Below are 14,106 nucleotides of genomic sequence, written 5' to 3'. Positions count from 1 at the left end.
CTGAGTTCAGCTATTTTATGGCTCTAGTCGGGATTACCACTCCAGGTGAGTGCTCGACTCGGCCTACTTTGCTGGTGCCGACGGCATCTCGGACGCAGTCGGCTGCGGCTGTGACGAATCCGGCATTGTCGCGTCCGGATCGATTGGCTCGGCCTTCTGCATAGCCGCCGCCAACTGTGTGAACTCCTCGTCGTTGGCAGTGCCCTCGATAATTGCGCGGGAGTCACCGAGGTCCCCAACCCATACGCGACGCACGTTGTCCTCAGCCGGCTCATACTTAGTCCAGGTTGTACCTTCCACGTCAGTAGTACCGTCCCGGAGACGGTTCTTACCATCATCCGGCAGCTGACCTGCTTCCGCATCTGTTTGCGTGACCTGAATGAATGCTCCGCTAGCGGTGACATAGCCAATAATGGTCGTCTGCTTCCCCGCCGCCATACCCGCGCGGGTCGAGTTTGAAGTCCAGCCCTCAGGCACCTTCGGCAGGCGAACTGGATAGTCCACGCGCCGAGCCTCCACGTTCACGAATGGGGCAGCATCGACTTCGTGCACCGGACCGTTTTCCGGCTTCCCGGGGTTAAAACTGCACAGGCCGGTAAAGCCAATGGTGACAGCCACCGCAAGAAACATCACCACGAGGGTGAGAATCATGTCTCGACTGTCCTGCAAAATCCTAGGTTTCTCATTCGCCACGCGCTCAAGTATGCCAAAGGCCCCGCAACGAACCTAGTCATCATTCGCACCCGCACAGCTGCAGCTAGCAATACTTGATGACGGACGCTGTCGACGTCGTCAAGCGAACTGACACCGGAACAAACTTTTGATAACCGCGTGATGTGGGGGTTTAGCCCTGAAACTCCCCCCACTTTGGCGCTGCGTCCACCCCCGAACACCAAAAAGGTGGAACACTAGTAACAGATGCAAAGGCGCTAAAACTGATGCGCCAAACATCAATCAATAGAAATTGTTGCAACGCTAAACCCCAGTTTCCTGGCGTGGCGTCTCCCAGCACATTCTCAAACCTCAAAAGAGTTCTCAAAAACCACGGAAGGGCCAGAAGTCAATGAACGCCTCGAATCCTGAAGCACCAGATCGCAACCTTGCGATGGAGCTCGTCCGAGTTACTGAGTCCGCTGCACTGGCAGCTGGTCAGTGGGTCGGTCGTGGTCAGAAGGAAAAGGGCGACGGCGCTGCCGTCGATGCCATGCGTCAGCTCATCAACACCGTGGCTATGAACGGTGTCGTTGTTATTGGCGAGGGCGAAAAGGACGAAGCCCCGATGCTGTTCAACGGCGAAAAGGTCGGCAACGGCCAAGGCCCGGCCGTTGACATCGCGGTTGACCCGATTGACGGCACGACTCTGATGGCAGAGGGCCGCCCGAACTCTATCGCTGTTCTTGCTGCTGCAGACCGCGGCTCCATGTACGACCCGTCGGCTGTGTTCTACATGGATAAGATTGCTGTTGGCCCGGAGGCTGCCGGCAAGATTGACATCGAGGCTCCAGTTGAGCACAACATCAAGGTCGTTGCTAAGGCCAAGGGGCTGCGTCCGGAAGATGTCACTGTTGTCGTGCTGGATCGCCCGCGCCACGCTGACATGATTCGTGACATCCGCGAAGCTGGCGCCAAGGTTCGACTGATTGGCGATGGTGACGTTGCTGGCGCTGTTGCCGCAGCTCAGAACACGAACTCGGTCGATATCATGATGGGCGTCGGCGGCACCCCAGAAGGTGTCATCACCGCATGCGCCATGAAGTGTATGGGCGGCGAAATCCAGGGCAAACTGCACCCGCGCGATGAGGCCGAAATTAAGAAGGCTCTCGACGCTGGGCACGATCTTTCTCGTGTTCTGACCACCGATGACCTGGTCGCATCCGACAACTGCTACTTCGTTGCCACTGGTGTCACCAACGGTGACATGCTGCGCGGTGTCGCTTACCGCGGTAACGGCGCGTGGACCCGCTCGCTGGTTATGCGCTCCAAGTCCGGCACCATTCGTCGCATCGAGGCTTTCCACTCCCTGGAGAAGCTGCGCAAGTACGCCAGCATCGACTACGGCAAGGGCGAGATGCCTGACATCGATCTGTAAGTAACTACCCCTTTAGTGGTGCCCTCAGGGCACCACTTTTTTAACAAACTGATTCATACTTGAAGACGAATGCGCTAACGGTTCTGCATCGCATGAAAATTGCATGCGCAATGAGGGGTCGTTCTGCGCGCACTCAAGTTCCCCTAACTGAAAGAGGCAACGAATGACAGAGCAGCAGTTCCGCATCGAGCACGACACCATGGGCGAGGTTAAGGTTCCGGTTAACGCCCTGTGGCGCGCACAGACTCAGCGTGCAGTTGAGAACTTCCCGATTTCCGGCCGTCCGCTGGAGTCTGCACAGATTCGCGCTATGGGTCTGCTGAAGGCAGCTTGCGCCATCGTCAACAAGGAGCGCGGCCTGCTGTCTGCTGAGCAGGCAGATGCCATCGTCGCCGCTGCCAAGGAAATTGCCGAAGGCAAGCACGATGCTGAGTTCCCGATTGACGTCTTCCAGACCGGTTCGGGCACTTCTTCCAACATGAACACCAACGAAGTCATTGCGTCCATCGCAAAGGCCAACGGCGTTGAGGTTCACCCGAATGACCACGTCAACATGGGTCAGTCTTCCAACGACACCTTCCCGACTGCCACTCACGTCGCAGCAACCGAGGCAGCTGTCAAGGACCTCGTCCCGGGACTGAAGGTTCTGCAGGAGTCCCTGGCTAAGAAGGCCAAGGAATGGGAGACCGTTGTTAAGTCCGGCCGCACTCACCTGATGGACGCTGTCCCGGTGACCCTGGGTCAGGAGTTCTCGGGTTACGCTCGCCAGATTGAGGCTGGCATTGAGCGCATCGAGGCCACCCTGCCGCGTCTGGGCGAGCTGCCAATCGGTGGTACCGCTGTTGGCACCGGCCTGAACACCCCGGCGGACTTCGGTGCCAAGGTCACCGCTGAGCTCGTCGAACTGACCGGCATCAAGGAGCTGCGCGAGGCTCAGAACCACTTCGAGGCTCAGGCTAACCGCGATGCCCTGGTCGAATTCTCCGGCGCTATGCGCACCGTCGCAGTCTCCCTGAACAAGATCGCTAACGACATTCGCTGGATGGGCTCCGGCCCGCTGACCGGCCTTGCTGAGATTCACCTGCCGGATCTGCAGCCGGGTTCCTCCATCATGCCGGGTAAGGTCAACCCGGTTCTGTGCGAGACTGCCACCCAGGTCGCAGCGCAGGTTCTGGGCAACGACACCGCTGTTGAGTTTGCTGGCGCTAACGGCGCATTCGAGCTGAACGTCTTCATCCCGGTCATGGCACGTAACGTGCTGGAGTCCGCTAAGCTGCTGGCGAACACCGCACGCGTCTTCGCCGAGAAGCTGGTGGACGGCATCGAGCCGAACGTTGAGCGTATGAAGACTCTGGCTGAGTCCTCCCCGTCGATTGTGACCCCGCTGAACTCCGCCATCGGCTACGAGAACGCAGCTAAGGTCGCTAAGACTGCTCTGAAGGAAGGTAAGACCATCCGTCAGACTGTTATCGACATGGGCTTCGTCGACGGCGAGAAGCTGACCGAGGAAGAGCTGGACAAGCGCCTCGACGTGCTGGCAATGGCCAACACTGATCGTGACTAGTTCTTTCTGAACTCGAAGGTGTGAGAGCACCTTACGCATAAGACCCCGTAGTCTCACTTCGCTGAAAGACTTCGGGGTCTACTATTTTTCCTTAACGTCGGACAAGTTTCAGAGAGTGACTAACTATTCCCACCTATCGCCACACCATCGCATTTCCTCGCCGTTGCGTCGCCGAGTGGTTCTCCCGCCCAGGCGCTGTCACCCGCCTAACACCGGGGCTTCTCCCGATGTCACCGAAATCCGAATCCGCCAACCTCGCCGACGGCACGACCGTATTCTCCATGCCGGCTGGCCTCAAATGGATTGCACGTCACGACCCGGCCGGTTTCCTCCCCGGCCAGAGATTCATTGACGAAGTCACCAGCGAGCCCTTTCGCCGCATCACGGGGTGGAAGCACACCCACGTTCTCTCCGATACTCCGCTTGGCGACGGCAGCGCTGGCACGGTTTTAGAGGACACCGTTGACACCAAGGTTCCGGTACCCGGGTTGGATTCGATGTTCGCCTACCGTGCTACGAAGGTTGCTGGCGACCTTGCGGCCGTCGATAGGCTTTCGGAGTATTTGGGGCATGTGCCGGAGCCGCTGACAGTGGCGATCAGTGGAGCTACGGGGACCGTCGGAACGCAGCTGCGCGCGCTACTGACCACGGCCGGACATGAGGTGATTTTGCTGGTGCGCTCACGTGAACAGACGGGTGTGGACAAGCGATATTGGGATACTGCGGCACCCGCAGCTGACTTGCTGGAGGGAGTCGACGCGGTCATCCATCTGGCCGGCGCACCGATTGCGGGGCGCTTCACGGAGGCGCATCTTCGAAAGGTTCGCCATTCCCGTGTCGAACCAACGCGAGCTCTGGCAAAGCTCGTTGCATCTACTGACAGCGTGAAGGTCGCGGTTGGAGCGTCGGCGGTGGGGTTCTACGGTGCGGATCGTGGCCCAGAGGTGCTCACCGAGGACGCTGGCCCTGGCGCGGAAGCGCAGCGTTACGACGGCAGCGCCGCCGCGGACAGTCTCTCGGCTATTGTGCGCGATTGGGAAAATGCATGGGATCCCGCTCGCGATGCAGGCAAGCGGGTCGTAAACGTCCGCACTGGTCTCGTGCTTGCTGGTGGCGGCGGTCTCTTGCCGCTACTAGCGGGCGTGGTGTTCACCGGGCTTGGAGGCAGATTGGGGTCGGGCGAGCAGTGGTTCCCGTGGATTGCTTTGGACGACCTGTTGGACATCTATCACCGGTCGTTGGCAGATTCCGGCCTTGCCGGACCTGTCAATGCGGTGGTGCCACTGGCTTTCGGAGTGAATAATGCGGAGTTCACGAGGGTATTGGGAGAGGTCTTGCACCGCCCGACGGCGGTTCCGATTCCTTCACTGGGGCCTGCAGTACTGCTGGGCAAACGCGGTGCTGCGGAGTTGGCTCTCGCGAATCAGAGAGTAGAGGCAGCAGCGCTGCAAAAGGCGGGGCACAGGTTCCGCTTCACTTCGCTTAACGACGCCCTGCGCCACGAGCTATTGAAGGAGAGGTAGCCTTCCACCGTGCCTACACAAAACACGAAGGTTGTGTAATTGAATGGCGCGTTGCGACTATCAACAACCCGACCCCTGCGCCTGAGTCCACGGCATCCTGAACAACCCAAAGATGCTCTCTGCATAGGTACTTAAACACCTGTTGACTCATCAACTTGCCATCACATTGCACTAGGTGTAACTTTGCACCTCGTGCAAATTGATGAGAATACCTATCACAGATTGGATCCGGGCCAACACCCCGAGTGCGGTCTCCGGGAGCTCAAAAGGTTTCAAACACACTGCGCTTTGGCCGATGCCGCGACCGCCCTTGTGTTGGATCGCGGATACGACCAAGTCAACATCGAAGACATCTGTCAGCGGGTCAATATCAGTCGACGCACATTCTTCAATTACTTCGACTCCAAGGATCAAGCCATCTTCGGCAACGGCATCATGTCATTCGATGCTGACGATGAAGAGGTATTCCTCGCCCAAATTCACCAAGACCCCATCGCGGACATGCTCGATTTCATCGAGAAAAAGCAGCAATCCCAGCTACTCCGATATAAAGAGCTGGGGGCAACCGAAGAGTTTCACCGTCTGCTCAAGGAGCGTATCCGCGAGATTTTGCGCAATGAGCCAAAGCTATCGACGGTTGTCATTTCGAATTTTGGCAACTCAATGCGCCGCGTCCGTTCTGCCTTTGAGCGCTATTTCGAGATGAATCCACAGTCGCGCACGCACCCCGAGCTGCCCGTCGGGCACGAGGTAGCACTGTCGGTCGGTTTCGTCCGCGAATGCGTGCTGTACTCATCGGCTCATCGGGACGAATTCACAACAGATACACCGCTTCACGACGCCGCCGACGTCGTTAAAAATTTCTGGAGGAGGAATAGTGACAGCTAGCAACACCACTGCTCAAGATCAAACCGACACCACGGTTTCTGACAACAAGTCCCACTTGGGAATCATTTTCTTCGCGCTCATTCTCACTATGCTGATGAGCTCGCTGGGGCAGATGATTTTCGCCACTGCCCTGCCGACCATCGTCGGCGAGCTCGGCGGAGTTGACCACATGTCGTGGGTTATTTCTGCATTCCTGTTGGCACAGACTGTGGCAATGCCGATTGTCGGCAAGCTCGGTGACATGATTGGGCGCAAGGGCCTGTTCATGATGGGCATCGCGCTGTTCATGGTCGGTTCCGTCATGGGTGCAATCACCAACTCCATGAGCCTGCTCATCGCCGCCCGCGCTTTTCAGGGATTTGCTGGCGGTACATTGATGGTTTCCTCACAGGCCATCCTGGCCGAGGTTATTCCCGCACGCCAGCGCGGTAAGTACATGGGCATCATGGGTGCTGTGTTCGGTCTGAGTTCCGTGCTGGGACCAGTGCTGGGAGGCTGGTTCACCGACGGCCCGGGCTGGCGCTGGGGCCTGTGGATCAACGTCCCGATGGGCGTGGTTGCACTATCGGCAGCTGCGGCCTTCCTGAAGCTGCCCCGACGCCAGAGTGAAGGAAACTTCGACTACATCGGCACGATGTTCTTGACTGCCGCTGCCTCGACGCTAATTCTCACCACCACGTGGGGCGGTACACAGTACGACTGGAACTCCGGGGTCATCATCTCGCTTATCGTTGCCTCTGTCGTTTCCTGGGTGCTGTTCTTCCTCACCGAGACTCGCGTTTCCAACCCACTGATTCCGACGCACTTGTTTAATAACCGGAACTTCGTGCTCACGACTGTGTCGGGTCTCATTCTGGGTATCGCGATGTTCGGCACTATGGCCTATATTCCGACCTACCTGCAGATGGTGCACTCAATGTCACCGACCGCTGCAGGTTTGATGATGACGCCGATGATGGTCGGCATGCTGCTCACCTCAATTGGCGTTGGCCAGATTATTTCGCGGACTGGTAAGTATCGCTTCTACCCCTTCGTCGGCCTGATGATTATGGCTGTCTCCCTCTACTTGCTGTCCACGCTGGAGACCACCACCCCGCTGTGGCAGGTTGGTGTGTACCTGTTCATCATGGGCTTCGGCCTGGGCACCGGCATGCAGGTTCTAGTTCTCATCGTGCAGAACTCCTTCCCGGTCGCGATGGTCGGTACCGCTACCGCTGCGAATAACTTCTTCCGCCAGATTGGTGGTGCGGTCGGTTCCTCCATTGTGGGTTCGATTTTCATCCACCGCATGAAGGACCTGGCAGGCGAACGCGTTCCGGCTGCTGTCGAACAGATCAAGGCCGCATCACCGGAGGCTGCAGCAGAGTTCGCAAAGCAGATGGGCCCGGAGGGCTTTTCCTCTAAGTCGATTGGTTCACTGACGCCGCATGTGCTGGATAGCATGCCGGCGCCAATCCATGAAGCGCTGATCTCCAGCTACAACGATGGTTTGACGCCGATCTTCTTGGTACTAATGCCAGTGATTATTCTGGCAGCAATCATTGTGTTCTTTGTTCGCGAGGATCCGTTGAAGGAAACCGTCGAATAATTAATTCGCGGGAGCCGCGGCTCCCGGCAGCTATGCCCCCACCTGGCCGTCGGCGCGGTCGAGCTTGTCCAGAATCGGACGGTTCGGCTCACCGGCGGCTTCTGCTTCTTCCTGGACGCGCTTCAGTGCGCGCTCCTCTGGCTTTTCCAGGAGCTTTTCCAAAATAATGACATCGCGCCACTGCCCCGCCATTGGGCCGTAGGTCATCTTTGCCATGTGGTGGTAAATCCCCACTTCACGGAAGCCGAGCTTTCGATGCAGCTTTAACGATCCCACATTCTCCGGGAAGACCCACGAGTGAATCGACCAGCAGTCGAGCTCCGTGGCATCGTCGATAAGCTTCTGCAGCAGCGTCGCCGCCAGCCCCATGCCCTGCCCGTCAGGATGGACGTAGATGGAGTCTTCGATGACGCCATTGAAAATCGGGCGCTTGGATACCGGCGCTGCCGATGCCCAAGCCAGAATCTTGTCCGGGTTTTCTGCGTCGACGGCGACGTAACACAAATCCACTCGTTTGAGTGCGATGAATTCGTCCCACTCGGGAGCGGAGTGCTCCCAGGACGCGTGCCCCGTATCCAGGCCAATCTCGTAGATCTCTTGGATCTGTGGATAGTCCTCTTCACGCATCATTCGAATCGTGAAATCGCGCTTCTTTTCAGCCATAACTACAAGTGTGGCTAATTTTTCCGCGCACGTCGAACGAAACGGCAAAAATATTGTAAAAAGATTACTTTCGCCTGCGCGGTCGACCGCTTCCACCGCTGCTTCGACGCCCGCTACGGCTACTACGCGCATGCTTTACGACGGCCCCAGCGCGCTGCCGGCGGGCTTGCTTAGCAAGCGTCTTTTCTCGGGCCGACAACTTCTTTGGAGCTTCATCAGCCTTCTTGCGCCCCAACTGCGTGCGCGTCGAGCCCTCCCTGCGCCCCTGGACAATGCCGACGAACTCCTGCCGGAGCTCGTCGTCCTCTACTTTCGGCCATACCAACCAAATAGCTGTCCGAGACAGCGGTTCCGTGGCGCCTTCCTCGGCCACCAAGTTCGATGAGGCCACCGCCTTCTTCGACAGCGCCTTCAAAATCGTGCGAGGTCCCACCACGACACCTGCACCAGTGGCCGCAACGGGCAGCATCTGTCGCAGCTCATCCGGATCCACGGAGGTCAACAGCACAGTTTCGTCCGCCAACAGCTCCTCCGGCACGGACTCTGTGAGGGAGAACACGTGCTCTTTCTCGAAGGCCACGCCCCAGGCTTCGTCGTAAAGCCGGATGCGATGGAGCGACTCGGGCAGCGAGCTTTCGGACTCTAACCGAACCAGCGCCATGTCAGCGGCGCCGCCGACCAGGTCGGACATCGGATCGTCGGCGGCGTGGGTGTGCAGTGTTGCCGGAATTCGATCCCTAAAGCGGCGAAACCACTTCTCGGGACTGGTGCCGGTGGCGAACACGATGCGCAGGACGGCGGGTTCAGGAGTCGACATACTCCGCAAGGTTACTCGAATGGGTGCTAGCGTTGAACCCATGAAACCCCTAACCGCAGCCAAAAAACTTGGCATTTTCCTCCCGGCCACACCCGAGGAATTTCGCACTGGTGAGATTTCGCACGCGCAGTTTGCCGAACTGCAATCCAATCCGCCGGAATGGCTCGCTGAGCTACGCCGCAACGGACCGCACCCGCGTCCAGAAGTTGCCCGCAAGCTGGGCATCACTATCACGGCGTTGAAGAAGAACGACATGGACAAGCCGCTGACAACGGCGGAGATTAAGGATTTGCTCGAGCAGATGCCGGAGTGGCTGGAGGCCGCTCGTGAGTCCATGGCGAAGCAGCGCGTGGAAGCCGCTGAGGCAGAGGCCAAGAAGGACGACGGCCCTGGTCGGGCTGCCGCTGAAGCTGCTCGCAACGCCGAGAATTAGCAGACACAGCTGGCACAGCTGACACAGCCAACACCTTCAAGGAGGATCTCGTGGCCATCGACTACACCGCACATGCAATCAACCACAAGGACAACGGTACGGTTGTCCTGATTGGCTCGCTGGGCACCACACAGGAGATGTGGGAGCCCCAGGTAGCCGCTTTGAGCGAAAAGTACCAGGTCATCACGCCAGATGTCCGCGGCCATGGCGATTCCCCTATCCCCGAGGGTGAGTGGGACATGAGCCACTTGGCCGCCGACATCATCGAGGTCCTCGATGAGGAGGATGTTGACCGTGCACATTTTGTGGGACTATCTCTCGGCGGCGCTATCGCCCAGACCATCGCACTAGAACACGCCGATCGCGTGGTCAGTCTGACACTGTCGTCGACGGCGCCGAAATTCGGCACACCCGAGGCCTGGCAGGAAAAGGCCCAGCTCGTGCGTGACAAGGGCACAGGCGCGCTCGCGGACACTGTCGTCCGCAACTGGTTTACCGACGAGTGCTTCGACACTACCCCTGAGCTCCCCGCCCGCTTCCGCGACATGATCGCAGATTGCCCCGATGACGGCTACATCGGCGCCTGCGGAGCACTCTCTCGCTTCGACACCCGCGAGCGCCTCGCCGAGATCACCGCTCCGACGCTGGTCATCGCCGGTAAGCAGGACACCTCTACGTCTCTCGACGTCGTCACTTCGCTTCACGACGGCATCGCGGGCTCGACCATGGTCGTCATTTCGCCGGCCAAGCACCTGCTCAACCAGGAAACCCCGGAGTACTACAACTCGGCCCTGCTGGCGCACATTGATGGGATTGCCGACTAGCGCCTAATCGCAGCAATAAAAAATAAAAATAACGCGACCTGCTCGCTGTCCATTCCACGGGGACGGCGCACAGGTCGCGTCATTTTTTCGAGTGCAATTGGAGGTTGCTATGACTGCAGTGGAAGAAGCTCGGATAATCAAGGGAACCGGTCTCCACCTGATGCTCATACTAACTACCACCAGCACTAATGGGAATAAGAAAACGAGAATGTTTCGTTAATCACCCCCATGATGACCATCCAAAACGCCTACCCTATCGACCCCAAAGCCCCAGGGTCCCGCCTGTCAGATATGACAAAAATAGCCATTCACCTGGCTTTGTAGGTTAGCATTACCTAACATTGCCGACTGTCGGGGATAGTCTGGATTCAATAGCAACCCCCAACCGCAACGGGGGTAGTTTTCCGGGAAGGTTGGGCACAATATCCGTCGTCAAGCGATTTCACATCATCAATCGGGAAAAAACTTTTAAAAAAACAAGTGTCTCTCATCACACTCATGCATAATGGGGTACAACAGTCATAGTCACTATGACGATGAACCGAGGCCATCGCGTTTATCTGCAGCGTTTATCTGCGACGTACGAAAAGGCCTTAAGACAAAAATTCCACGACAATATTTCTAGGAGCATGTCATGAAGGACTTTCTGCCCCGTACTCACTTCGAAGAAGAGCACAACATGTTCCGCGACATGGTTCGCGGCTTCGTCGAGAAGGAAATCACCCCGAACGTAGAGCGCTGGCACAAGGAAGGTCAGCCGGACCGCGAGATTTTCAAGAAGGCCGGCGAGCTGGGCCTGATTGGTATGTCCACTCCGGAGGCATACGGCGGCGGCGGAGAGATGGACTTCCGCTACAACCAGGTCCTGAACGAGGAGCTCTCCAACGCTGACTGTGGCTCCATCGTCGTTTCCTTCGGCGTTCTCAACGACCTGGTCGCTCCGTACCTGGCCAAGTTCGGTAACGAAGAGCAGAAGCAGAAGTACCTGGCTTCCATGAACGCCGGCGACACCATCGGCTGCCTCGCTATGACCGAGCCGGGCGCCGGTTCTGACCTGGCAGGTATGCGCACCTTCGCCAAGAAGGACGGCGACCACTACGTCCTCAACGGCACCAAGATCTTCATCTCCAACGGCATGATGGCCGACTTCGCTCTCGTCGCAGCTATCACCGACCCATCCAAGGGCCGCGCTGGCGTCTCCATGTTCATCGTCGACGCTGATCTCGAGGGCTTCACCAAGGCTGGCCCGCTGCAGAAGGTCGGCCTGAAGGCTCAGGACACCGCTGAGCTCAACTTCGACAACGTCCGCGTTCCGGCCGAGAACCTGCTCGGCGAAGAGGGCGCTGCCTTCGGCTACCTGCGCACCAACCTCGCTCACGAGCGCCTGACCCTGGCTTGCGGCTCTGTCGCAACTTCCCGCCGCGCCTGGACCCTGGCTTACAAGTACGCTCAGGAGCGCGAGGCATTCGGTCGCCCGATTATCCAGCACCAGGTCCACGGCCACTACCTGGCTGACATCGCCACCCGCGTCACCGCCCTGCAGGCTTTCGTTGACCAGGCCGTTATGGCCCACAACGCTGGCCAGCTGGACGAGACCGGTGCTTCCATGGCCAAGTACTGGACCACCGAGGAGCAGCAGGACATCGTTACCCGCTGCCTGCAGATGTTCGGCGGCTACGGCTTCATGCTCGAGTACCCAATCTCCACTCACTACCTCGACTCCAAGGTCCAGACCATTTACGGTGGCACCAACGAGATCATGAAGGAGATCATCTTCCGTCGTATCGCCAAGGGCGGCGCAGAGTAAACAGCGCACGTCGGTCTAGCCGATTCGCCCCAAACCCCGTCAGGTCTTCCTGGCGGGGTTTTTGCATACCTCAAAGTAGGTGGCTGGCGATTATTTACGAGGCTGGATTAGAGCTCCCTTCCCCTGTGCCATACCCCTCACCAAAAACATTACCCCCTACAAAACCGAAACTATACAATGAGATGCCCATCTCATATACTAAGATTCTGTTAGGTAATGGTGATGCACTTCACCAAATTCCCTCCTAGGCCGCGCGAGCGCGTGACCGGAGATGAAGGATTGGAGTTCCAGAGGTATGAGCACAACCAACTCGACCGCTACCCCTCAGCGAAGGGAGGTGTTTTCCACCCGAGCAGCCTTCATTTTCGCCGCTATCGGCTCGGCAGTCGGGCTTGGAAACATCTGGCGTTTCCCCTATGTCGCGTATGACTCCGGCGGTGGCGCTTTCCTTATCCCCTACCTGGTCGCACTTCTGACCGCGGGTATCCCACTGCTCTTCCTCGACTTCGCCATCGGCCACCGCTTCCGAGGGTCCGCACCGAAGTCGATGCGTCGCATCAAGCCCTGGGCTGAGCCAATCGGCTGGATCCAGGTCGGTATCGCCTTCTTCATTACCGTCTACTACGCCGTTATTATCGCGTGGTCCTTCATCTACGCCTGGAAGTCCATCCGCAAGAGCTGGGGCCCAGATGCCGAGACCCACTTCATGAAGGACTTCCTCCAAGTAGACACCGAGAGCGTCTTCTCTCTGGACTTCGTCCCCTCGATTTCCATCGTCCTGCTCATTGTCTGGGTACTCGTCATCGGCATTCTGGCCGCTGGTGTGGACAAGGGCATCGGCAAGGTCTCGATTATCTTCATCCCGCTGTTGACCATCCTCTTCGTCGCAGTGGTCATCTACTCCCTGACGCTCGACGGCGCTGCAAAGGGCCTGGATGCATTCTTCACCCCAGACTGGTCCGCACTGACTGACTCCAGCGTATGGATTGCCGCCTACGGCCAGATCTTCTTCTCCCTGTCCGTGGCCTTCGGCATTATGCTGACCTACGCCTCCTACCTGAAGCCACGCACGAACCTCACCGGTTCCGGCCTGGTCACCGCGTTCGCAAACTCCTCCTTCGAGGTTCTCGCCGGTATCGGTGTCTTCGCCACCCTGGGCTTCATGGCAGCGCAGTCGGGTCAGGCCGTTGACGAGGTCGCAACCTCCGGTATTGGTCTTGCCTTCATCGCATTCCCGACGGTCATCTCTGAGATGCCCAAGGTCATCGGTTCGGTCTTCGGGCTGCTGTTCTTCCTCTCCCTGGCAATCGCCGGTGTGACCTCCCTGATGTCGCTGCTCGAGGTCGTCGTCTCCGCAGTCAAGGACAAGCTGAACCTCGGCCGCGTCCAGGCCACCCTCACCGTCGGTGGCGCCATGGCCGTCATCTCGCTGCTGGCCTTCCCGACCACCTCAGGTCTGGTAACCCTCGACATCGTAGATAAGTTCACCAACAACGTCGGTATCGTCCTGGTTGCACTGCTGACCATCATCGCAATCGACTGGATCCTGCGCCGCACCAACGAGTTCGCCATGCACCTCAACGCCGTGTCCTCGTTCAAGGTCGGCACCATGTGGCAGATCTTCGTCGGAAACATCACGCCGGTCATTCTCGCCGTCATCCTGTTCCAGGAGCTCATTGGACTTTTCCAGGAAAACTACGAAGGCTACTCCGACACCCAAATCGACATCTTTGGCTGGGGTGTCATCGGCGTGATTCTCATCGGCGCTCTGATTATGGCCATCCTGCCTTGGCGCGGCCAACACCGTCTCGATGGCCCTCCGGGCTCGGACTTCGGTGTGACGCCAGATTTCAAGCGGTCCTCACACCTGCCACGCAAGCACACTCCGGAAACCGAGGAGGTTTAAGCCA

Annotated in this window: 12 protein-coding genes; 9 read left to right on the top strand and 3 right to left on the bottom strand. The window is 58.3% G+C overall.

Annotation, left to right across the window (positions count from 1 at the left end; genetic code table 11):
- Positions 1 to 63: 63 nt before the first annotated feature.
- Positions 64 to 693 (bottom strand): DUF4245 domain-containing protein, encoded by a 630-nt coding sequence (locus ADM64_RS00385; protein WP_005510716.1) that lies wholly within the window; start codon positions 691 to 693, stop codon positions 64 to 66.
- Positions 694 to 1,063: 370 nt separating this feature from the next.
- Here ADM64_RS00385 and glpX point away from each other — a divergent pair, with 370 nt between their 5' ends.
- From glpX to ADM64_RS00360, 5 genes are all read left to right on the top strand, one after another.
- Positions 1,064 to 2,089: a class II fructose-bisphosphatase gene (gene glpX, locus ADM64_RS00380; RefSeq protein WP_005510610.1), complete on the top strand. Its 1,026-nt coding sequence runs from the start codon at positions 1,064 to 1,066 to the stop codon at positions 2,087 to 2,089.
- Between the two features lie 163 nt (positions 2,090 to 2,252).
- The gene (locus ADM64_RS00375) at positions 2,253 to 3,653 is read left to right on the top strand and encodes a class II fumarate hydratase (RefSeq protein WP_016423173.1); all 1,401 of its coding nucleotides are present in this window, start codon (positions 2,253 to 2,255) and stop codon (positions 3,651 to 3,653) included.
- A gap of 227 nt (positions 3,654 to 3,880) precedes the next feature.
- Positions 3,881 to 5,176 (top strand): TIGR01777 family oxidoreductase, encoded by a 1,296-nt coding sequence (locus ADM64_RS00370; protein ID WP_224783732.1) that lies wholly within the window; start codon positions 3,881 to 3,883, stop codon positions 5,174 to 5,176.
- A gap of 192 nt (positions 5,177 to 5,368) precedes the next feature.
- Complete coding sequence (locus tag ADM64_RS00365; protein ID WP_049172273.1) at positions 5,369 to 6,064, top strand: TetR/AcrR family transcriptional regulator; 696 nt, start codon at positions 5,369 to 5,371, stop codon at positions 6,062 to 6,064.
- Positions 6,054 to 7,652, top strand: coding sequence for an MDR family MFS transporter (locus ADM64_RS00360; protein ID WP_049172271.1), 1,599 nt, complete (start codon positions 6,054 to 6,056; stop codon positions 7,650 to 7,652). Before ADM64_RS00365 ends, ADM64_RS00360 begins: the two co-directional genes overlap by 11 nt.
- A gap of 30 nt (positions 7,653 to 7,682) precedes the next feature.
- Here ADM64_RS00360 and ADM64_RS00355 read toward each other — a convergent pair whose 3' ends face one another.
- Together ADM64_RS00355 and ADM64_RS00350 are read right to left on the bottom strand one after the other, a co-directional pair.
- Positions 7,683 to 8,315: a GNAT family N-acetyltransferase gene (locus tag ADM64_RS00355; RefSeq protein ID WP_016423177.1), complete on the bottom strand. Its 633-nt coding sequence runs from the start codon at positions 8,313 to 8,315 to the stop codon at positions 7,683 to 7,685.
- Between the two features lie 64 nt (positions 8,316 to 8,379).
- Positions 8,380 to 9,132, bottom strand: coding sequence for a LysR family transcriptional regulator (locus tag ADM64_RS00350; protein ID WP_049172269.1), 753 nt, complete (start codon positions 9,130 to 9,132; stop codon positions 8,380 to 8,382).
- Between the two features lie 40 nt (positions 9,133 to 9,172).
- On the opposite strand from ADM64_RS00350, the gene ADM64_RS00345 reads away from it, so the two are divergent.
- The 4 genes from ADM64_RS00345 (at position 9,173) to ADM64_RS00330 (ending at position 14,102) form a co-directional block, all read left to right on the top strand.
- Complete coding sequence (locus tag ADM64_RS00345) at positions 9,173 to 9,565, top strand: DUF5997 family protein (RefSeq protein WP_042389451.1); 393 nt, start codon at positions 9,173 to 9,175, stop codon at positions 9,563 to 9,565.
- Positions 9,566 to 9,615: 50 nt separating this feature from the next.
- Positions 9,616 to 10,389 (top strand): alpha/beta fold hydrolase, encoded by a 774-nt coding sequence (locus ADM64_RS00340; RefSeq protein ID WP_016423180.1) that lies wholly within the window; start codon positions 9,616 to 9,618, stop codon positions 10,387 to 10,389.
- A gap of 634 nt (positions 10,390 to 11,023) precedes the next feature.
- A complete protein-coding gene (locus ADM64_RS00335; RefSeq protein WP_005510658.1) occupies positions 11,024 to 12,196 on the top strand; it encodes an acyl-CoA dehydrogenase family protein in 1,173 nt (390 codons plus the stop codon).
- Between the two features lie 295 nt (positions 12,197 to 12,491).
- The gene (locus tag ADM64_RS00330; RefSeq protein WP_049190690.1) at positions 12,492 to 14,102 is read left to right on the top strand and encodes a sodium-dependent transporter; all 1,611 of its coding nucleotides are present in this window, start codon (positions 12,492 to 12,494) and stop codon (positions 14,100 to 14,102) included.
- Positions 14,103 to 14,106 lie beyond the last annotated feature (4 nt).

Source organism: Corynebacterium sp. 401_CJEI (genome assembly GCF_001076435.1).
Lineage (GTDB): Bacteria > Actinomycetota > Actinomycetes > Mycobacteriales > Mycobacteriaceae > Corynebacterium > Corynebacterium jeikeium_D.
Note: the sequence above shows the minus strand (reverse complement) of the source record. Positions and strands in the feature narration are given on the sequence as shown.

Coding starts and splice junctions, on each gene's coding strand:
- glpX (WP_005510610.1), top strand. CDS start 1,064: ATGAACGCCTCGAATCCTGAAGCACCAGATCGCAACCTTGCGATGGAG.
- ADM64_RS00375 (WP_016423173.1), top strand. CDS start 2,253: ATGACAGAGCAGCAGTTCCGCATCGAGCACGACACCATGGGCGAGGTT.
- ADM64_RS00370 (WP_224783732.1), top strand. CDS start 3,881: ATGTCACCGAAATCCGAATCCGCCAACCTCGCCGACGGCACGACCGTA.
- ADM64_RS00355 (WP_016423177.1), bottom strand. CDS start 8,315: ATGGCTGAAAAGAAGCGCGATTTCACGATTCGAATGATGCGTGAAGAG.
- ADM64_RS00350 (WP_049172269.1), bottom strand. CDS start 9,132: ATGTCGACTCCTGAACCCGCCGTCCTGCGCATCGTGTTCGCCACCGGC.
- ADM64_RS00345 (WP_042389451.1), top strand. CDS start 9,173: ATGAAACCCCTAACCGCAGCCAAAAAACTTGGCATTTTCCTCCCGGCC.
- ADM64_RS00335 (WP_005510658.1), top strand. CDS start 11,024: ATGAAGGACTTTCTGCCCCGTACTCACTTCGAAGAAGAGCACAACATG.
- ADM64_RS00330 (WP_049190690.1), top strand. CDS start 12,492: ATGAGCACAACCAACTCGACCGCTACCCCTCAGCGAAGGGAGGTGTTT.